The sequence below is a fragment of the Affinirhizobium helianthi genome (genome assembly GCF_042680945.1).
GTDB lineage: Bacteria > Pseudomonadota > Alphaproteobacteria > Rhizobiales > Rhizobiaceae > Neorhizobium > Neorhizobium helianthi.
On the sequence record NZ_JBHUEQ010000002.1, the window covers coordinates 93,335 to 111,432 of the forward strand.

At 57.4% G+C, this 18,098-nt stretch carries 16 protein-coding genes; 5 read left to right on the top strand and 11 right to left on the bottom strand.

Annotated features, from left to right (window positions below):
* Positions 1-49 precede the first annotated feature (49 nt).
* From ACFSE1_RS00445 to ACFSE1_RS00470, 6 genes are all read right to left on the bottom strand, one after another.
* Positions 50-682 carry a LysE family translocator gene (locus tag ACFSE1_RS00445; protein ID WP_377394939.1) on the bottom strand — a complete coding sequence of 211 codons (633 nt, stop codon included), beginning with the start codon at positions 680-682 and terminating at the stop codon, positions 50-52.
* A gap of 358 nt (positions 683-1,040) precedes the next feature.
* On the bottom strand, positions 1,041-1,277 hold the full coding sequence (locus ACFSE1_RS00450; RefSeq protein ID WP_377394942.1) for a hypothetical protein: 237 nt from the start codon (positions 1,275-1,277) through the stop codon (positions 1,041-1,043).
* 377 nt (positions 1,278-1,654) lie between these two features.
* A complete protein-coding gene (murI, locus tag ACFSE1_RS00455; RefSeq protein WP_377394945.1) occupies positions 1,655-2,464 on the bottom strand; it encodes a glutamate racemase in 810 nt (269 codons plus the stop codon).
* On the bottom strand, positions 2,442-3,272 hold the full coding sequence (locus ACFSE1_RS00460; protein ID WP_377394948.1) for an RNA methyltransferase: 831 nt from the start codon (positions 3,270-3,272) through the stop codon (positions 2,442-2,444). The genes murI and ACFSE1_RS00460 overlap by 23 nt, the downstream gene beginning before the upstream one ends.
* Before the next feature lie 79 nt (positions 3,273-3,351).
* Complete coding sequence (locus tag ACFSE1_RS00465) at positions 3,352-5,331, bottom strand: FUSC family protein (protein WP_377394951.1); 1,980 nt, start codon at positions 5,329-5,331, stop codon at positions 3,352-3,354.
* Positions 5,332-5,368: 37 nt separating this feature from the next.
* The gene (locus tag ACFSE1_RS00470; RefSeq protein WP_377394954.1) at positions 5,369-5,902 is read right to left on the bottom strand and encodes a hypothetical protein; all 534 of its coding nucleotides are present in this window, start codon (positions 5,900-5,902) and stop codon (positions 5,369-5,371) included.
* Positions 5,903-6,345: 443 nt separating this feature from the next.
* Between ACFSE1_RS00470 and ACFSE1_RS00475 the strand changes: the two genes are divergently transcribed.
* Both ACFSE1_RS00475 and ACFSE1_RS00480 read left to right on the top strand, forming a co-directional pair.
* Positions 6,346-7,560 (top strand): NADP-dependent isocitrate dehydrogenase, encoded by a 1,215-nt coding sequence (locus tag ACFSE1_RS00475; RefSeq protein ID WP_377394957.1) that lies wholly within the window; start codon positions 6,346-6,348, stop codon positions 7,558-7,560.
* 237 nt (positions 7,561-7,797) lie between these two features.
* Positions 7,798-9,327 (top strand): helicase HerA domain-containing protein, encoded by a 1,530-nt coding sequence (locus ACFSE1_RS00480; protein ID WP_377394960.1) that lies wholly within the window; start codon positions 7,798-7,800, stop codon positions 9,325-9,327.
* Between the two features lie 9 nt (positions 9,328-9,336).
* Here the strand turns inward: ACFSE1_RS00480 and mobB are convergent, their stop codons facing one another.
* Genes mobB through ACFSE1_RS00495 form a run of 3 tightly spaced genes read right to left on the bottom strand, consistent with a single transcriptional unit; the run spans position 9,337 to position 11,399 of the window.
* Positions 9,337-9,864 carry a molybdopterin-guanine dinucleotide biosynthesis protein B gene (gene mobB / locus ACFSE1_RS00485; protein WP_377394964.1) on the bottom strand — a complete coding sequence of 176 codons (528 nt, stop codon included), beginning with the start codon at positions 9,862-9,864 and terminating at the stop codon, positions 9,337-9,339.
* A complete protein-coding gene (mobA, locus tag ACFSE1_RS00490) occupies positions 9,861-10,472 on the bottom strand; it encodes a molybdenum cofactor guanylyltransferase MobA (protein ID WP_377394967.1) in 612 nt (203 codons plus the stop codon). Before mobA ends, mobB begins: the two co-directional genes overlap by 4 nt.
* Positions 10,473-10,493: 21 nt before the next feature.
* Complete coding sequence (locus ACFSE1_RS00495) at positions 10,494-11,399, bottom strand: DMT family transporter (RefSeq protein WP_377394970.1); 906 nt, start codon at positions 11,397-11,399, stop codon at positions 10,494-10,496.
* A gap of 320 nt (positions 11,400-11,719) precedes the next feature.
* Between ACFSE1_RS00495 and ACFSE1_RS00500 the strand changes: the two genes are divergently transcribed.
* Positions 11,720-14,254: a methyl-accepting chemotaxis protein gene (locus tag ACFSE1_RS00500; RefSeq protein WP_377394973.1), complete on the top strand. Its 2,535-nt coding sequence runs from the start codon at positions 11,720-11,722 to the stop codon at positions 14,252-14,254.
* Between the two features lie 21 nt (positions 14,255-14,275).
* Here ACFSE1_RS00500 and ACFSE1_RS00505 read toward each other — a convergent pair whose 3' ends face one another.
* Positions 14,276-14,641: a hypothetical protein gene (locus ACFSE1_RS00505; protein ID WP_377394976.1), complete on the bottom strand. Its 366-nt coding sequence runs from the start codon at positions 14,639-14,641 to the stop codon at positions 14,276-14,278.
* A gap of 188 nt (positions 14,642-14,829) precedes the next feature.
* Between ACFSE1_RS00505 and ACFSE1_RS00510 the strand changes: the two genes are divergently transcribed.
* Positions 14,830-16,512 carry a methyl-accepting chemotaxis protein gene (locus tag ACFSE1_RS00510; RefSeq protein WP_377394979.1) on the top strand — a complete coding sequence of 561 codons (1,683 nt, stop codon included), beginning with the start codon at positions 14,830-14,832 and terminating at the stop codon, positions 16,510-16,512.
* Between the two features lie 11 nt (positions 16,513-16,523).
* Here the strand turns inward: ACFSE1_RS00510 and moaA are convergent, their stop codons facing one another.
* Entirely contained in the window at positions 16,524-17,510 is a 987-nt protein-coding gene (moaA, locus tag ACFSE1_RS00515; RefSeq protein WP_377395022.1) for a GTP 3',8-cyclase MoaA, read from the bottom strand.
* Between the two features lie 196 nt (positions 17,511-17,706).
* Between moaA and ACFSE1_RS00520 the strand changes: the two genes are divergently transcribed.
* The gene (locus ACFSE1_RS00520; RefSeq protein ID WP_377394981.1) at positions 17,707-18,093 is read left to right on the top strand and encodes a gamma-butyrobetaine hydroxylase family protein; all 387 of its coding nucleotides are present in this window, start codon (positions 17,707-17,709) and stop codon (positions 18,091-18,093) included.
* Positions 18,094-18,098 lie beyond the last annotated feature (5 nt).

Below are 18,098 nucleotides of genomic sequence, written 5' to 3' on the forward strand. Positions count from 1 at the left end.
TAAGCAAGCATTCCGGTTAGAAGCCGCGCATGCACTTTTGCCGAATGGTCTAGGCGGCCCGACGCATACCAAACGCCAGTAATCCGGCACCGATCATGAGGCCGCCGCCTGTTTTGTTCACAAGATGCTGGACCTTCGGCTTGCGAATCGTCTGACGGGCACTCGATGCAAGGAGCGCATAAAGGCCCGCATTCGCCGTTGCCAGAACCAGAAAGGTTGATTCCAAAATCAGCATTTGCTTCAGCAGTGGCTGGTGGAGATCCATGAACTGAGGCACGAAGGCGACGAAAAAAATGATGCTCTTTGGATTGAGCGCTGTAACCAAGTAGGTATGCAGGAAGATGCGCTTTGCGCTGATTGTCTCTTCCACCGCTGCGCCATCCGTTTGCGCATCCTGAACGCGCGCACGCCACAGCTTGATCCCAAGATAGATCAGGTAGGCAGCACCGATCCATTTCAAGCCGGTAAACAATACGGCGGACGTTGCCAAGAGTGCGCCAAGCCCCAACATGGAAGCGGTCATGGCCGTAAGATCGCCGAGCGCAACGCCCGCAACCGTGGCACTTGCAATCTTCCGCCCGTGGGTCAGCGCGTATGATATGACAAGAACAATGGTGGGGCCTGGAATAGCCAGCATGACTGCCGAGGCCGCGACAAATGCAAGCCAGTTCTCAATGGACATGTGACACTATCCTCTTCTGTTACGGGAAGAGGAAGCCACCGCACTGAAAGCTTGGCAAGGGTTTAAAATTGCAGTCGGCGAGACCGAGGCAGAAAAACCATCGCGCTACGATAGCAAGGTGAAACGCCTTCGAATGTTTCGAAGTCGATCAATCCCCTCCCTAAGCGGTTCTGCTGGGCCTGCCTTCAAACGCTGCGGCTTGCGCGGCACAACACTGCGGGCAAGAATTATCCTGCGATCGGTTGCGCAGCCGAACCCCGGAGGAATCAGCTGCGTGCTGACGGATCTTCTGAATAATCAACTCAGAAAATCCTCATCCCGCCCGTTCATGCGTCTGGCGGGGGACGCGGCTGCCGCTTCAAAGCCGGATATCCCAGATATTGAAGCGTGGCGGTTTGAGATGTTCGTGAACGACAGGTGCGCCGATATCGCGCAAGAGATAATCCGGCAGATGTTTCACATCGTTTCTGGCGCGGCGCTTGATGCGGGCGGCATTAAACAATGCGACGCAGACCGACCAGAACCCGAATTCCTGGGCGAGATCACGAATGGCGGAATCAAGGCTCTCCTCAGCCTTTGGTTGCATATTGGGCATGGATGTTTGCTCCGGCGCATTTCAGCAGCCGGACCTTTCAATGAGGGTGGGGATGCGCGAATGCCAGGCAGAAGACGCAAAGACGCGCATTCAGCCAGGAAACCGGGCACCGATTGAAGGATTGTCGCTAAGTTGCTGTAAGGACAGGATTAATGAAAAAAGCCAGTCCCTCGGCCCTCGACGCACGCAAAGTTGCGGTCGAATAGATGGGCCATTCCGCCAGCAAGGCGCATGAGCGTAGAATTGATAGTCATAGGCGCCTCCTGTTGTTTAAGTTGCGGATAGACGGAAACTGACACAGGCTTCCAACGCGCGCAAGGGCACGTCTTTAGATTGAATATACGAAAGTAGGTTATGTGGCTTTTCAGCCACAAAACTCAGCTCTGCAGCTTCAGGCCAAAGCCCTGCATCAACCGACCGGTGGCGAAATCCGGCTGGCTGGATGTGAAGAGGGCAAAATCCCACCCATCCGGATGGTCCACATTGTCTCCACCGGGCACCAGCCGTCTCGCCTGCCGGGCGATTGCTTCTGCCGGGTCCAGCCAGTCTACCGGCCAGGGCGCCAGTTTGCGGAACAGATTGGCCATGAAGGGATAATGCGTACAGGCGAGAACCACGATATCCGTCTTGCGCCCTTCGCGCTCAACGAAGCATGGGGCTATCTCAGCCAGAACCGCTTCGTCTGAAACGGTCTCGCCACGAATGTAGGCTTCTGCCATCCGCGCCAGGTTCTGCGAGCCAACAAGCTTCACCTCGCATTGAGAGGCAAAGGACTGGATGAGATCACGTGTATAGGCTCGCTTGACCGTGCCGGGTGTGGCGAGAACGGAAACGAGGCCCGAGCGGGTTCGCTCGGCTGCGGGTTTGATGGCTGGGACTGTGCCCACAAAGGTCATGTCAGGAAAAGTTGCGCGCAGATCTGCTCCGGCGAGGGTGAAAGCGGTGTTGCAGGCGATGATGCACACTTCCGGGGCGTATTGCGTGAGAAGCTGCCGAAAGAGGTCACGGATGCGCGTCTTGAGCGCTTCCTCCTCCCAGTTTCCGTAGGGAAAGCCCGCGTCATCCGCCACATAGATGAAGCCACGTTCGGGCATCAACACGCGAGCCTCGCGAAGAACCGTCAAGCCACCGATGCCCGAATCGAAAACGAGAATAGGCTTGGCGTCATCTTTCAGCTCCGTCGTCATCACTTTTCCCATCGCCCGCAATCTCCGGCTTTGCGCCCTTTGGCCAGCGCCGCTGGAACTGATCCAGCGACGTGATGACCCCGCGCAATACGCTGATTTCCGGCTCGGTGAACCCTGGCCGTGAAAGAACAGCGCGAAGGTTGTCGATCATCTTCGGCACTTTTGTGGGCGGATGGAAATAATTGCGCGCATCGAGTGCTTCTTCGATCTGGTGGAAGAAGCCGAACAGCTGCTCCTTTGTCGCAGCCTTCTGGTCCACCGCCTGAAACGGAGTGGCCGCCACGTCCTCCATCCCGCTCTTCATCCACTCGTAAGACATGAGCAGAACCGCCTGGGCGATGTTGAGCGAAGCAAAGGCCGGATTGACCGGGAAGGTGACGATCTCATCCGCAAGGGCGACTTCCTCGTTCGTCAGCCCCCATCGTTCGCGACCAAACAGAATGCCGGTCTTTTCATCAGCGTTGAAGCGTTGACGCAGCATCTGCGCAGCGGTGACGGGCGAGCGGACTTCCTTGAAGCCATCGCGCTGGCGCGCGGTCGTTGCGAAAACGAAATTGAGATCGGCGACTGCCGCTTCCAGCGTATCGTAAACCTTCGTGCCTTCGATCACATGATCAGCCTTGGCAGCAGCTGCCTGGGCTTTCTCACTCGGCCACCCATCGCGTGGATTGACCAGTCGCAGTTCCGCGAGGCCGAAATTGGCCATGGCGCGGGCCACCATGCCAATATTCTCGCCCAGTTGCGGTTCAACCAGGATGATTGCCGGTCCCTCGGCCAGAAGTTCACGTTCGCTGTTGGTGCCTGCCATATCCGTGTCGCCTGCTAATTCTTGCTTGCGCAATATCGTTACCGTCGCGGAACTGCAAGGGTGCAGCCCTTTCGATCCGTCATGGCTTCAAACGGTTGAGCATCGCGCCGATCATGCTGAGGCCATGCCGATAGCCAAGCGCTCTGTTTGGCAGATAGTCGAGGCTCTGTTTTGTCACCGCGCCACGATAGAAGGGCTCCGGCCCATGTGTCCTCAGGCTCGCTATCTGGCGGTGCAGGTTGCGAATGGCAGACGCTTCTTCTTCGGCGCTGACGCCTGATGTTCCATGTCCTCGGGCATAGACGCGCGCCCAATAGGTTGAGGCCAGATAGATGGCCAGTGTCTGCCGCACATGCCCCGGCTTTGTGACGATGGACCATGAAGTGCCGAGAGGGCGCGCGGCTTGCGCCAGATCACTATAGGCCTGGTCGAGCTGCCGGGAAATCTCGATCAGCTCGAGCGTGGATGCATCGGAAAGGGCGGCATTAAGCAGTTCTTCCAGTTTCCCATACCAGGCGTCGAGCGCAGCATGCAGCGTCTCGCGTGTTTTGGACGGGAAGACAACAAACGCTACGGCAATACCCGCAACCGCGCCAATCAGCGTCTCTTCTATACGCAGGCGCAGCAAGTCCAGCGTCAGCGTTCCGATCAGCCCGTATATCACGCAGAGCACAATCGATACGAAAAAGGTCATGACCGCATAAGAGGCCTGGAGGGCGTAAAAGCCCAGAAAGATGCCAAGACCTGCGATCGCGACGCTGAAGGGAATATTCCCCTGCAGAAGAGAGGCCAGCCCCAGGCCCACAGCGATGCCTAGCACTGTTCCAATGGATCGCTGTAGGGCCCTGATCGCCGTATCGCCGCGGGATTTGGTGTTGTTGAACACAAGAAAAGCGGTCAGCACCGCCCAGAACCATCGATCGCGAGAAAGCCACAGGCCGAACATCATGGCCACGCCAGAGGCAATGGTGATTTGAATCGCGGCCCGCAGGAACGGGTTGGAAAAGGAGATGTCTGGCAGGCTTGCGGTGGTGTTGCGACTTGCCTGTTCGGCCAGGGCGTGGAAGTTGTCGCCGGAGCCAGATCGGATGATCTCGTCCATCCGCTTGCGCGCTCCATGCATCGCCTCGAATGCGTGAATGCATTCCAGCCGATGCTTGTCTGGAACGCTTTCCGCACGTCCATGCCACTCGCTCAACGCGGGTTCATCGCCTTCAATAACCCCATGCACAAGCCCAAAGGGCGGCGGATTGTAGAGGCTGAGCACCACCACGCTTTCAGCCGCCAGATGCAGATCGAATATGGCCATGGCAACATCGGCAACCGCCTGATCCGTTACCTCGATGGCACCATGGGCATCTCGTGGCAGAAAGCCCTCCGCCATGAGAGCAATGTCCTTGATCCTTTCCTGCAACTCCCCCAACTCGGTCCGATCTTCGTCTGTCGTCACCTGCGTACGGGCCAATACGGCAAGGTGAATGAGCAGATCGTAGACGCGCGCCTGCAAGGCGATCAGTGCGTGAAGAAGATCCCGCCCCCTATCGTCCGGCAGCAGGACCGCACGTACCAGATGGCCGATGGCGATGGCGACGAAGAGCGCCAGCGCCGCAGGAAGAAGTTGCTGGTAATCCGGCTTCAGATAGGCCGCCATGAAATAGGAGGTAAAGGCGAACATGCCGACTGCGAAGCCGCGCGGGCCGAACACGCGAGCAAAGCTTGCTGCGAATACGATGCAGAGAAAGGCGAGATCGGAAAGTAATCGATTTTCTTCAAGCAGAGAGGCAAGCAGAATGCTGCACAGGCTTGCGCCCCCACCCAGCAGACGTGTGACCAGTTGGCCGTGCGGGGTTTGATCGCGGACGGAGACGCCTCCCTGAATGGAGAGAATCATGGCCAGACCATAGGCGATGGGCGGCAGCGGCATCACGAATTGATGGATTGCCGCAAGCGCGGCGATGGACAGCGCAATGCCCAGTGTGACACGCGCCCCCATCCTCGTCCGAGACAGCGCCGGATCGACAGAGAGAAACCAGTCCAGATATGTGAATCGCGAGGCCATCACCCACACTTCGTCCCGAATCGGCGGGATGGAGAGATTACTGCTGGCCCTTTGCGAGGCTCTGCATCTCGGCGATCACCGAATCGCGCTCGTTCTCGGCAATGTGATGAATGTCATCGATGACCGGACGTCCATCCTCGCTGATGACGTCAAACTGAATCTGGGTCACGCCATCCTTGATCTGTGCGTCGTCGATGCAGGTCCACATCTTGAAGCTCACATCCACAGGCGTCACACCATTCTTTGCTGGTCCTGCGACAATCTTGATGTCCTGCAAGGGGCAACCGTCCTGCGAGTTCGTGATCACATCGTATCCGAAGGGATCGCCGGGTTCGTTATTCTCGGTCTCATAGGCAGGATGCTTGGCCGCTTCCTTGTAGATGGCCTGGAAGCGCTTGCTGTAGAGCTTGGACAGCGGCTCCTTGTCAAAAATGTACTTCCATTCCGCGTCAACGCTTTCCCAGTTGAACTTGGTCATATCCACGACCTGCTTCACCGGATCGGTTACATCCGCGGCATTGGTTATGGTTGCGAGTGCTGTGAAACAGAGCGCAAGCGGGATAAAGCGCATGAAGAGAAATCCTTGGCGGCAGAATGATGACGGATATGAGGTGGGGACTTGGATCATGGTGTGGGAATGAAACGTTACACGGCATCCATAAGCACGCCCAGGCGCGCATGGATGGGGGCGGAACCCCTTCAGGCGCTTCGGCGAATAAGGCCGAAGCCGCTGCCGGGTCCCGCAAGGACGTGGCCGATTCGATAATCTACGCCGTTGAAAAGCCTCGCCGATGCGGCAGCATCGCCTGCGTTTTTCCCCTCGTATCTCATCCGGATCGTCTCACACCATTTCTACAAGATGATTGAGACCTCACCCTATTCTTCCGCAGCCGTTTGGCAATGGCAAATCGTTCAGGGATACTTTGCGTTCTGACACGGCGATGCTATAGCGCACCAGACGTTGCGTTCACCAAAACGGGAACTCCGGTTCCGGTCCATACAAGAGGCAGATATATGAAAAAGATCAAGGTCGCCAATCCCGTCGCCGATCTCGACGGCGATGAAATGACGCGCATCATCTGGCAGCTTATCAAGGACAAGCTGATCCATCCCTATCTCGACCTCGACATCGATTACTACGACCTTTCGGTTGAAAACCGCGATGCGACCAACGACCAGGTCACCGTCGATGCCGCCAACGCCATCAAGAAGCACGGTGTCGGCATCAAGTGCGCTACGATCACGCCGGACGAAGCACGCGTGAAGGAATTCAACCTCAAGGAAATGTGGAAAAGCCCGAACGGCACGATCCGCAACATCCTCGGCGGCGTCATCTTCCGCGAGCCGATCATCTGCAAGAACGTTCCTCGGCTCGTCCCCGGCTGGACGCAGCCGATCGTTGTCGGCCGTCACGCGTTTGGCGACCAGTACCGCGCGACGGACTTCAAGTTCCCCGGCAAGGGCAAGCTGACGATCAAGTTTGTCGGTGAAGACGGCACGGTCATTGAAAAGGAAGTGTTCAACGCTCCTGGCGCCGGTGTTGCCATGGCGATGTACAACCTGGACGAATCGATCCGCGAATTCGCCCGCGCATCCATGATGTACGGCCTGATGCGCAAGTGGCCGGTTTACCTCTCCACGAAGAACACGATCCTGAAGGCCTATGACGGCCGCTTCAAGGACATCTTCCAGGAAATCTACGAGACCGAATTCCTCGACCAGTTCAAGGAAGCTGGCATCACCTATGAGCACCGCCTGATCGATGACATGGTTGCCTCGGCCCTCAAGTGGTCCGGCGGCTATGTCTGGGCTTGCAAGAACTACGATGGTGACGTTCAGTCCGATACCGTTGCACAGGGCTTCGGCTCGCTGGGACTGATGACCTCGGTTCTGTTGACGCCGGATGGCAAGACGGTTGAAGCCGAAGCCGCACATGGCACAGTCACACGTCACTACCGCCAGCATCAGAAGGGTCAGGAAACCTCGACCAACTCCATCGCTTCCATTTTCGCTTGGACGCGTGGCCTCGCACACCGCGCCAAGCTGGATGACAATGCCGAGCTGGCACGTTTCGCCCAGACGCTCGAGACCGTCTGCGTATCGACTGTTGAAGATGGCTTCATGACCAAGGATCTCGCCCTGCTCATCGGCCCCGATCAGCCGTGGCTTTCCACGACCGCCTTCCTCGACAAGATTGACGAAAACCTTCAGAAGGCTATGGGTGCCTAAGCGCTTGAATCTGAAACTTCGGCAATATGCTTTGCCCCCGGAGGTTGGACATCCACCTTCGGGGGTTTTTGTTTGGCGCAATCAGCCATGACGCCAGCCACGCCTGGGGTGAGAACCGCGAATTCCTTGTTGATCGTCCGTGTTTGACCGCGCCCGGTAACGCATTATTTGCTAAGGGGAGGCGGGGCGGCTTTTTTGAGTCCATCCCGGCTTCCAATACATATTGAGGTGAGTGCAGTGCAGGTAGGCATCGATATGGGAACTGTGACCGGCGGCCAGCCGGCCAAGCTCGATATCGAGGAATTGCTGGCAACGCGCCTTCTGGTGCAGGGGAATTCCGGCTCCGGCAAATCGCATTTGTTGCGGCGGCTGCTGGAACAGTCTGCCCAGTGGGTGCAGCAGGTTATTATCGATCCGGAAGGCGACTTCGTCACTCTTGCCGACAAATACGGCCACATCGTCGTGGATGGCGAGCGGACGGAAGCAGAGCTGATCGGCATCGCCACGCGCATCCGCCAGCATCGCGTTTCCTGTGTTCTGACCCTTGAAGGTCTCGATATCGAGGAGCAGATGCGCGCCGCAGGTGCGTTTCTCAACGGTCTGTTCGATGCTGATCGTGAATACTGGTATCCCGTGCTGGTGGTCGTGGATGAGGCGCAGATGTTTGCACCCTCCGTGGGTGGCGATGTGTCTGAAGAGGCCCGCAAGATGTCGCTGGGAGCCATGACCAACCTCATGTGCCGTGGGCGAAAGCGCGGGCTTGCCGGCGTTATCGCCACGCAGCGTCTGGCAAAACTGGCCAAGAACGTCGCTGCGGAAGCCTCTAACTTCCTGATGGGCCGCACCTTTCTCGACATTGACATGGCGCGCGCCGCGGATCTTCTCGGCATGGATCGGCGTCAGGCGGAAATGTTTCGCGATTTGAAGCGCGGTAATTTCGTGGCGCTTGGTCCTGCCCTGTCCCGTCGTCCATTGCCGATTGTCATTGGCGCGGTTGAAACCTCCGCCCGTTCGTCCTCGCCAAAGCTCATGCCTCTGCCGGACGCACCGCAGGACGTGGAAGACCTGATCTTTACACCGGACCCTGAGGAGTTCACGCGGCCCATCACGCGCCGGGTACCACCGGCACCGCGCCCCACGACGGATATTCTGGCGGAACTGTCTCGCTCAGCCCCGGCGGCCGTGCCTGCACCGCAGGAGGCTTCGCGCCCTTCACAGCCGGAGCTGACGCCTGAAGAAAAGGAAGCGAGAATTGCCGCTGTCCTGTCCGAGATCATCGATGATCCGCAGGCGGCTTACCGAACGGATTCAGTGCTTTATCAGGACTTTCTCGTGCGCGCACGCATGCGCCGTCTGCCCGGCCCACCAATGGCCATGGGCGAGTTTCGTCGTCGTGTCGCCATTTCGAGAGCCGGGGTTGACGATGAAACGGCGGCAACGCCGGGTTGGCAAACCGCGTTGGAACTGTCTGCCCGCGTATCCGACGATCTGCAAGGCGTCTTTCTGATGATGGCCAAGGCGGCGCTGACGGGGGAGCCTTGCCCTTCCGATATGCGGATCGCAAAGGCCTATGGAACACATTCCGCACGGCGGGCGCGCCGTCTGCTCGGCTATTTCGAGGAGCAGAACCTCATCGTCGTGCATTCTGATTTTGGCGGCAAACGCATCGTCGCATTCCCGGATCTCGATGTGCAGACAGCACCGGGCGCTCCAGATGCGACCGATGACGAGCCGGCACCTGCCGTAGATCGACACGCTGCCGAATAAGCAGCGAGCTTATCTCGGGGGGAAACGGCTTTCCGTTAGTCCCGTGGTCTTTTGCACAAAGTCGGCAATCGCGATTGTGTCATCCAGGTCGAAAACCGGCAGGCTGCTGTTATCCACGGTATGATCCGCAGCAATCGCGACGATGTGCGGATCGTTAGGCGCAAGAGGTTGCGTGTTTTGGGCCTCGCGTCTTCGTGCCTCGATCTTGGGAACGGGCTCGCGCTTATAGCCTTCGATGATGATGATGTCGCAAGGCGCGATGCGCGCAACGATCTCCTCAAAGCTCGGTTCAGGCGCACCCCGCAGTTCGTGCATGATGGCGTAACGCGTGCCGGAAACGAGAGCGACCTCGTGAGCGCCAGCCTGACGGTGGCGGTAGCTATCTGCGCCCACGCGGTCGATATCGAAATCATGATGGGCATGTTTGATGGTGGAAACCCGAAAGCCGCGCCGCGTCAGTTCTTCCACCAGCCGCACTGCCAGTCCTGTCTTGCCAGAGTTCTTCCAGCCTGAAATGCCGAAAATCTTTGGTGTCATGGCAGGATCTCCATATATCTTTCTGCCAATTCCAGATCCTCCCGAGTGTTGACGTTGAAGAAGGGATCGAGAGGCCCGGCAGTTGTCATGAGTGTTGGAAACTCCACAGCGGCCGTATTGTGGCGGGATAGGAAGGTCTTCACGCGCGCCTTCTCCGGCGAATGCAGAAATGCCTCCAGGTCGTCTGCCAGACGCACCGGCCACAATCCGCAAACGGGATGCATTGCGCCGAGAGAACTGGCAACCGAAATGGCTGTGTCACCCGTAAGTGCCCCGGACAAACGAGGCGCAAGATCAAGCGGGATGAACGGGGTATCGATGGCCGTTGTCAGCACATGACTTGGCTGATCTGGCAAGTGCGCGGCAAAACGCATGGCGGCCAGTATGCCAGCCAGCGGACCAAGAAATCCTTCCAGCGTGTCCGGTAAATGATGGAAGGGCGCATCCAGTTGAGGAGACGCGGGAGCGTTGATGGCGAGCCTGGATGTTTGGCCGGAAAGGCGATGTGCCACGTGGCGGAGCAGGGGCGCGCCCGCCAGTGTCACGGTCGCCTTGTCCTGGCCCATGCGGCGCGATTGGCCACCCGCAAGTATGACGGCTGGAAACATCGGCTCTCCCACACTCTGTCCTCAGTTCGGCGTCGGGTTGCTGCTGGCAGCCGCCACGATCCGCGCCCGCTTTTTTTCCCGATAGAAAGCGTAAAGGCCAGACACCACAATAAGACTCGCTCCGATGGACATATATCCATCCGGCATTTCGTTGAAGAAATAGAAGCCGAGGCTCAAGGAAAAGATGAGGCTCGTGTAGCGAAAGGGCGCGACAAAGGAGATTTCGCCGGAGCGCATGGCGATGATGATGGCCTGATACCCAGTGAGAATGAACAGGGCTGCCACGAAGATTGTCAGAAAAATGCCGCTGCTGACCTCCGTCCAGCCACCCATGGGTATAATGAGCGCGGCTCCGAAGATGGTATTCATAAGGGCGGAAAAGAGAGAAATCAGCAAGGTTGGCACGGATTTGTCGATCTGGCGCGTCACGAGATCACGGCTGGCAGTGAAGAAAACCGTGATAACCGCGAGCAGCGAGGCAGGGACGAATGCATCCGGGCTTGGCTTCAGGATGATGATGACGCCCACAAAGCCGACCATGATAGCGGCCCAGCGCCGCCAGCCCACCGGCTCGTTCAAGAAAAGCCGGGCACCCAGGGTGACAGCCAGGGGTAGCGACAGCAAAATCGTCGCAGCCACGGACAGTTCAATGTGAGTCAGAGCCGAGATGTAAGTCAGAGCGGCACAGATTTCGAGCAGCGAGCGGACAATGACCGAGCGTGAAAACATCGCCCGCCAATGAGACTGTGCACCGTAGATCCAGACCATGACAACCAGCGCGATTGTTGTGATCACGCCTCTGAGAAAGATAATCTGAGCCAGGCTTAGGTCATGGGTGACGGACTTGATCAGCGCATCGTTGGCGGTAAAGGCCCCCATTGCTATGGTCATCATCAGCGCGCCGCGTGAGTTGGACGATAGGGGCATTCCGATTCCTCAATCTGCTTGCATGATGACTTAGCGCATTGGTGGTCGGCTTGCCAGTCGCGCATCCGGAGTTTGCGCTCTGTAAGCCATCGATCACTAAGGCTTTGCTGATTTCTGCCACTTTGGCTGGTTGCCCGTCGTCTTTGATCGCTGGTGGTAGCAAAGTGCTGCGTAAATCTGTGATATTTCAGGGGGTTCGTTGGTCCCTTTAACGAATGCTCAATCTCTAATCTGCGAGGGTGTCGGAATTGAACCCGCATGAGGCGGCGTGTGATTTTGGAGCCGATGATCGGCTTCCCTGAAATGCACGGGGAGGTGCAATGTCGTTTCTGGATCGTTTGCTGCAAAGCAGAAAAATTGTCACGAAGGTTCTGCTCTTCGTTGTTCCACTCATTCTGCTGATCGCTGGTGTTGGGCTGGCTGGTTTCTATACGGCCCGTATGCTCAATGGACACATGACGGTTACTCGCGCAACGATAGAGAATATCGGCGATTTCGAAAAACTGCAGGCGGCACTGCTGGGCTTTCTGGCAAAGCCCAACAGCGCCACGCTCAAGGTTCTGGACGAAGCGATCGTCGGTCAGGACAACGGCGTCAAGACACTGGAAGCGCTTGTCGTTACGCCGGAAGACAGGCAGCGGCTGGACGTTGTGGTGGCTACAGCGCCCGCACTGAAGACAGCTTCTGAAGGTCTTTGGGAGCTGGAGCGCAAGATGACGCGCATCGAGCAATCGATGGAAGGCGGCGTAGACGAGATCCGTGCACTGGCAGGTTCTGTTAGCGGCCAGTTCGAGACTGTGCGCAAGGAAGGCGAAAGCAAGGAAAAATTCGCAAAGGTCGCTCTGTTCGATGCTTATGTTTTGAAAACCGTAAGCGCGCGTATCGATAGCCTTGCCGACGTTGTGCAGAACACACCGGAAGATGCCACGCTGCCACGCGCAGCAGGAACATATCTCGGCATTCTCCAGAAGGATCTGCCCAAGCTGGAAGTGCGCGCCAGCTCAAAGGTGATGCGCCAGCTGGATGACCTGAAGGCCAAGATGGCCAAGGTCGATGGGTTGATCAAGGGTGATCTACCCGCCGCTGAAAAGGCCATTGCCATTCGCGATGCCGTCGGTGCCTTGCAACGGCTGCGGGACACCTATCTGGTGGTCGTTGGCCAAAACACCAACACGGCGGCTGATCGCTTTGCACTGCTTGAAGATGACCTGCAGACGAACCGTGCGCTTGTGGGCCAGCTGACGGAAGCCTTCCGCCTGAATGACATGCTGCAGCTGCATTCGGAGCGTTTGCGGGTGGCCCTGAGTGAAAGTGCGCGTGAGGAATTGCTTGCCGATATTCGTGCCTTGACCGCAGCCAGCGAGCAAATTTCCAAGCTGGGACAGAAGAACCCGACAATGAAGGATTTTGCACCGCAATTGCTGCCCATTCTCGAAAAGCTGAGCAAGGATTCCAAGAGCCTGCTGGAGCTGGCGGGTCAATGGAATATTGCTCGTGCTGAGGCGGAGAAAACGCTGGCCAATGGTATGACTGGCCTGAAGGATTTTGTTGCGCAGGCACAGGAGGCGGGCAAGCAGGATAGCGAACGTTCTGCCAACCTTTCGATTGCCGCGACCGTCATCGGAACTCTTCTTGCCATTGTCGGTGCGCTGATGCTGGTGGAAACGCTGCGCGGTCCGTTGCGCCGTGTCACTGAGATCATGACGCGACTTGCAAACGGTGATCTTGAAGTGCGTATTGAAGGAAGGGACCGTGCTGACGAAATTGGCGATATGGTTCGTTCTGTCACAGTGTTTCGCGATGCCGCACTGGAGAATGTGCGCCTTGAGCAAGAAGCATCAGCCGCACGGGAGGCCTCCAATGCGGAAGCGGAACGCCGTGCCGCCGAACGTGCGCGCATTTCAAACGAACAACGTCTGGCGCTTGCCGCACTTTCGGACGTGTTGAACCAGCTGGCGGCAGGTAACCTCAGCGTGGAAATGTCCGAGAACCTGCCCGGCGACTTCGTGGAAATGGCCCGGACCTATAACAGTGCTGTCCGCACACTGCGCGCCACCTTGGGCGATGTCCGCATGGTTGCCGACGATATCAACAGCGGCACCGGCAATCTCGCGGCCTCCGCTGACGATCTGGCGCGCCGTACGGAACAGCAGGCCGCTGCGCTGGAGCAATCCACCCGTGCCCTTCGTCATTTGACCGAACTTGTTCGCTCCACTGCGGGCAGTGCGCAACGCACATCGCAGTCCGTCAACCAGACGGAAGCCTTCGCGGTGGAATCCGGGCAGGTGGTGACAGACGCCATCAAGGCCATGGGCGAAATCAGCCATTCTTCGGAGAAGATCAGCACGATCATTGGCGTGATTGATGAGATCGCGTTCCAGACCAATCTGCTGGCTTTGAACGCGGGCGTTGAAGCCGCGCGAGCTGGCGAGGCAGGCCGCGGATTTGCCGTTGTCGCGCAGGAAGTGCGGGAATTGGCGCAACGTTGTGCCAACGCAGCCAAGGAGATCAAGGGGCTCATTTCCGCAAGCGCACATCAGGTAAGCAACGGCGTTCAGCTTGTTGAGCGGACGGGCTCAGCATTGAACCAGATCATCACCCATGTGGGTGCCGTGCAGAAACTCGTTGCGGACATCTCGTCTGCGACGAACGAGCAATCTGTGGGCATTAACGAGGTCAGCCAGGCGCTGGGCGAAGTCGAGCATATCACGCAACGCAACGCGGCTATGGTGGAAGAGAATAACGCCGAGATCCATGGTCTGCGTGGGCGTGTTCTGGCGCTTGCGGAAAAAATCGAGCACTTCAAGACAGAGGGAGAAGCTGACGCTTCTACCGGCCGAAACCGGGCCGCCTGATATAGTCCCTGATGCATGACTTCAGGCCGTCGGAACTTCCGGCGGCCTTTCTGTTTTCGCTGACCGGATCCGGCGCACCTCGTCTCCACAGAAGAGGATGAGGTAGCCGCCCTCCTGCTCACACTTCTCAGCCAGATCCTGCAAGAGACCTGCATAGGGTGCTGACTGCCAGATATGCGGATAGGCAGGGTCCACCAGAACTGTTTTCTGTGCTCCTTGCGAGTAGAGCATCATGTGCGCCGCAAGCGGGTTCCACGCGGCATCAAGCGCCGGATCCTTCATCCAGTCACAGAGGAAGTCACGGCAGGTCTTCGGGCGGGTATCATAGTGCGCGCAGCCCGAACCAAGGACGCAGTGGCGACACAGCTGATCCGCAGCCTTCTGCAACTCCTCAATTTCAGGTAGGCGGCAGCAAAGTGTGCAGCTGTTGCAGTGTCTCATAATATCCAAGGAGTTAGTGGTCTCAATTAGGAACTACTAATTCTAAATCAGACAAATGTGTTTCTGAAAATTAGGGATTGTTAAATCATTTGAAGTTGTACTGGCTTTCGATGTTCCCGTAAGGATTTCGGCAAATGACAATTCGCAATCTCTTTAATGCGTCACGGACTGCGGATGAGATGGCTGCGTTGTCACAATCGCAGGCAATGATCTGGTTCAATACGGACGGCACGGTTATCCATGCGAACGAGAACTTCTGCAACGCGCTTCAATACACATTGAAGGAGATCGTCGGCAAGCATCACCGGTTGTTCTGCGATGCAGCCATAACCGGCTCGCCGGAATACAAAAACTTCTGGAACGATCTGACCAATGGCCGTTTTCAGCGCGGCCAGTTCCGCCGCAAAAAGCGCGATGGTACAGATATTTGGATCGAAGCTTCTTACAATCCTGTCTTTCATAATGGCAAGGTTGTGCGGATACTCAAGATCGCAAGCGATGTTACAGCCAGCAAAATGGCTGCCCTTGACGATGAAAATAGGCTGATCGCAATCGATCAGAGCCAGGCTATCATTGAATTCGACGTGAGCGGCAAGATCATCAAGGCGAACGAGAATTTTCTGAAGGCCATGGACTATGGCCTGAATGAGATTGTTGGCCAGCATCATCGGATGTTTTGCGATCCAGCCTATGTGAACACTGCCGACTACGGACATTTCTGGGAGCGGTTGCGCAAGGGTGAGTTCATTGCCGACAACTTCGTGCGGTTTGGCAAGGGCGGACGTAAGATCTGGATTCAGGCCGCCTATACCCCCGTCTTCAACGCCGAGGGCCAGGTTTACAAGGTCATCAAGGTCGCAACAGATATCACCGCGCGTATGGCTTCGGTTGAAAAGATCGGTCAGGTGATTTCTCGCATGGCGGCAGGCGATTTGACCGCCGATTTTTCCGAGCGGCTGGATCCCGCGCTTGACCAGATCCGTATAGACCTGAACCTTGCCCTGCGGGCGATGGAAGAAACAATTTCCGGTATTCAGCAGTCCGCAGAGGCGCTGAGCAGCAATGCCAGGGTCATCAACTCGGTTTCGCACGAGATTGCCCGCAGCGCTGAAAAGCAGGCTGCCTCCCTTGAGGAAACGGCGGCGGCACTGAATGAGCTGACGACCACGGTGAATGACGCATCCGGACGTGCCTTTGAGGCGAAGCGGCTGGTGGCAGAAACCCGCAATGGTGCTGAGGTTTCCGGCAACATCGTTCAGGATGCAACCGGCGCCATGGCGAGAATTGAGGATTCCTCCAGGGAAATATCCAAGATCATCGGGGTGATCGACGAAATCGCATTCCAGACCAATCTGCTGGCGTTGAATGCGGGCGTTGAAGCTGCGCGCGCAGGCGAGGCGGGCAAGGGGTTTGCAGTGGTGGCGCAGGAAGTGCGGGAACTCGCGCAACGCTCTGCCAATGCCGCAAAGGATATCAAGACACTGATTTCAGCGTCCGGCTCGGCCGTGGAGCTTGGGGTGTCGCTGGTCAATAAAACCGGTTCGGCCCTGGAACAGATCGTGCAGCAAGTGAAGGATGTCGATTTGAACGTGGCAGCCATTTCGCAGGCTTCCCGAGAACAGGCAACCGGGATCACCGAAATCAGCACGGCTGTGAACATGCTGGATCAGGCGACGCAGAGAAACGCCGCCACAGTGGAAGAGGCGAATGCCGCGGCCCAATCGCTTGCCGCCGAATCTCAGGCGCTCTACGACCTGATTGCCCGTTTCAAGGTCAATCGCGGAACCGCGCAGAGTGGGATGCGGCTTGCTTCCTGAAAAAAGATCGGTCAGCCGCCTGTCACACTCATGTGGCGGGCGACAGCCGGACGATTGTTGCGATCAATGATGAAGTCATGGCCTTTCGGTTTGCGGCGGATGGCTTCATCGATGGCGGCCGAAAGATAATTTTCATCATCGGAAGCCCGCAGCGCTGTGCGCAAATCCGCCGCGTCGTTCTGGCCAAGGCACATATAAAGCGTGCCCGTGCAGGTGAGCCGCACCCGATTGCAGCTTTCGCAGAAGTTATGTGTCATCGGCGTGATGAAACCGAGGCGACCTCCGGTTTCCTGCACCTCGACATAGCGGGCCGGGCCGCCGGTGCGGAAGGGAATGTCGGTCATGGTGAACCGTTCGGACAGTTGCGCACGAAGTTCCGAAAGCGGCATGTATTGATCGGTGCGGTCTTCATCGATCTCGCCCATGGGCATGGTTTCAATCACAGTCAGGTCCATGCCCCGCTCATGCGCGAAGCGCAGCATTGACGGGATTTCCTGATCGTTGAAACCCTTGAGGGCGACGGCATTGAGCTTGACCTTGATGCCCGCCTTGCGAGCAGCTTCTATGCCTTGCATCACGCGGTGAAAATCACCCCAGCGCGTGATGGCTTTGAACTTGTCCGGATCCAGCGTATCCAGCGAAACATTGATGCGACGCACACCATGTTCGTAAAGCTCATCGGCAAACCGCACCAGTTGTGAGCCATTGGTCGTCAGTGTCAGTTCTTCCAGCGCACCGGATTGAATATGCCTGCCCAGAGAGCGGATAAGGAACATAATGTTCTTGCGCACAAGTGGTTCGCCGCCGGTCAGTCGCAGCTTGCGTACACCCTTGCCAATGAAGGCGGAACAGAGCCGATCAAGCTCTTCCAGCGTGAGAAGATCCTTCTTCGGCAGGAAGGTCATGTTTTCCGCCATGCAATAGGTGCAGCGGAAATCGCAGCGGTCTGTCACGGACACGCGCAAATATGTCACGGACCGGCCAAACGGATCGATCATGGGCTGCGTGTCGCCGCGCAATGGCGTATGTGTAGCGTTCGGATTGACCAGACTGTTCAAGACACATCCTCCTGACGCGGAAGATGGGGCTTGATGGGGCAGGCGTCAAGCCAAATACAAACGTACTGACAAGCACATGCGCACTTGCAGAACCTTGCTTGTGCGCCATGTCTCACACGAAGCGGATTACAGGAAAATGAGTGAAGCCTACGATCAAGCCTGGCCATCGGAATTGCGTGTGTCGAAGGACAAGCGCCAACTGACCGTTTCTTTCGATGATGGAGCGAGCTTCACCATCCCGGCAGAGACAATGCGTGTGCTTTCGCCCTCTGCCGAGGTTCAGGGACATGGCCCTGGGCAGAAGGTCACGGTTCCGGGCAAGCGGATGGTGGAAATACGCAATGTGGTGCCAGCCGGCAATTACGCTGTTCGCATTACATTCGACGATGGCCATGACAGCGGCATCTTCACCTGGCGTTATCTGCGAGAGCTGGGAGAGAAGGGTGACGAGCTGTTCGCCGCCTATGAAACAGAGCTGGCCGCCAAGGGCATGAGCCGGGATGCGCCAGGTATGGCGCGATAGGAGCT

Excerpts from the sequence above, each read along its gene's own strand:
- ACFSE1_RS00510 (WP_377394979.1), top strand. The coding sequence starts at position 14,830 with ATGACAATTCGCAATCTCTTTAATGCGTCACGGACTGCGGATGAGATG.
- ACFSE1_RS00445 (WP_377394939.1), bottom strand. The coding sequence starts at position 682 with ATGTCCATTGAGAACTGGCTTGCATTTGTCGCGGCCTCGGCAGTCATG.
- murI (WP_377394945.1), bottom strand. The coding sequence starts at position 2,464 with ATGACGACGGAGCTGAAAGATGACGCCAAGCCTATTCTCGTTTTCGAT.
- ACFSE1_RS00460 (WP_377394948.1), bottom strand. The coding sequence starts at position 3,272 with ATGGCAGGCACCAACAGCGAACGTGAACTTCTGGCCGAGGGACCGGCA.
- ACFSE1_RS00520 (WP_377394981.1), top strand. The coding sequence starts at position 17,707 with ATGAGTGAAGCCTACGATCAAGCCTGGCCATCGGAATTGCGTGTGTCG.
- mobA (WP_377394967.1), bottom strand. The coding sequence starts at position 10,472 with ATGTTTCCAGCCGTCATACTTGCGGGTGGCCAATCGCGCCGCATGGGC.
- moaA (WP_377395022.1), bottom strand. The coding sequence starts at position 17,510 with ATGATCGATCCGTTTGGCCGGTCCGTGACATATTTGCGCGTGTCCGTG.
- ACFSE1_RS00470 (WP_377394954.1), bottom strand. The coding sequence starts at position 5,902 with ATGCGCTTTATCCCGCTTGCGCTCTGTTTCACAGCACTCGCAACCATA.
- ACFSE1_RS00465 (WP_377394951.1), bottom strand. The coding sequence starts at position 5,331 with ATGGCCTCGCGATTCACATATCTGGACTGGTTTCTCTCTGTCGATCCG.
- ACFSE1_RS00450 (WP_377394942.1), bottom strand. The coding sequence starts at position 1,277 with ATGCCCAATATGCAACCAAAGGCTGAGGAGAGCCTTGATTCCGCCATT.
- mobB (WP_377394964.1), bottom strand. The coding sequence starts at position 9,864 with ATGACACCAAAGATTTTCGGCATTTCAGGCTGGAAGAACTCTGGCAAG.
- ACFSE1_RS00475 (WP_377394957.1), top strand. The coding sequence starts at position 6,346 with ATGAAAAAGATCAAGGTCGCCAATCCCGTCGCCGATCTCGACGGCGAT.
- ACFSE1_RS00495 (WP_377394970.1), bottom strand. The coding sequence starts at position 11,399 with ATGCCCCTATCGTCCAACTCACGCGGCGCGCTGATGATGACCATAGCA.
- ACFSE1_RS00500 (WP_377394973.1), top strand. The coding sequence starts at position 11,720 with ATGTCGTTTCTGGATCGTTTGCTGCAAAGCAGAAAAATTGTCACGAAG.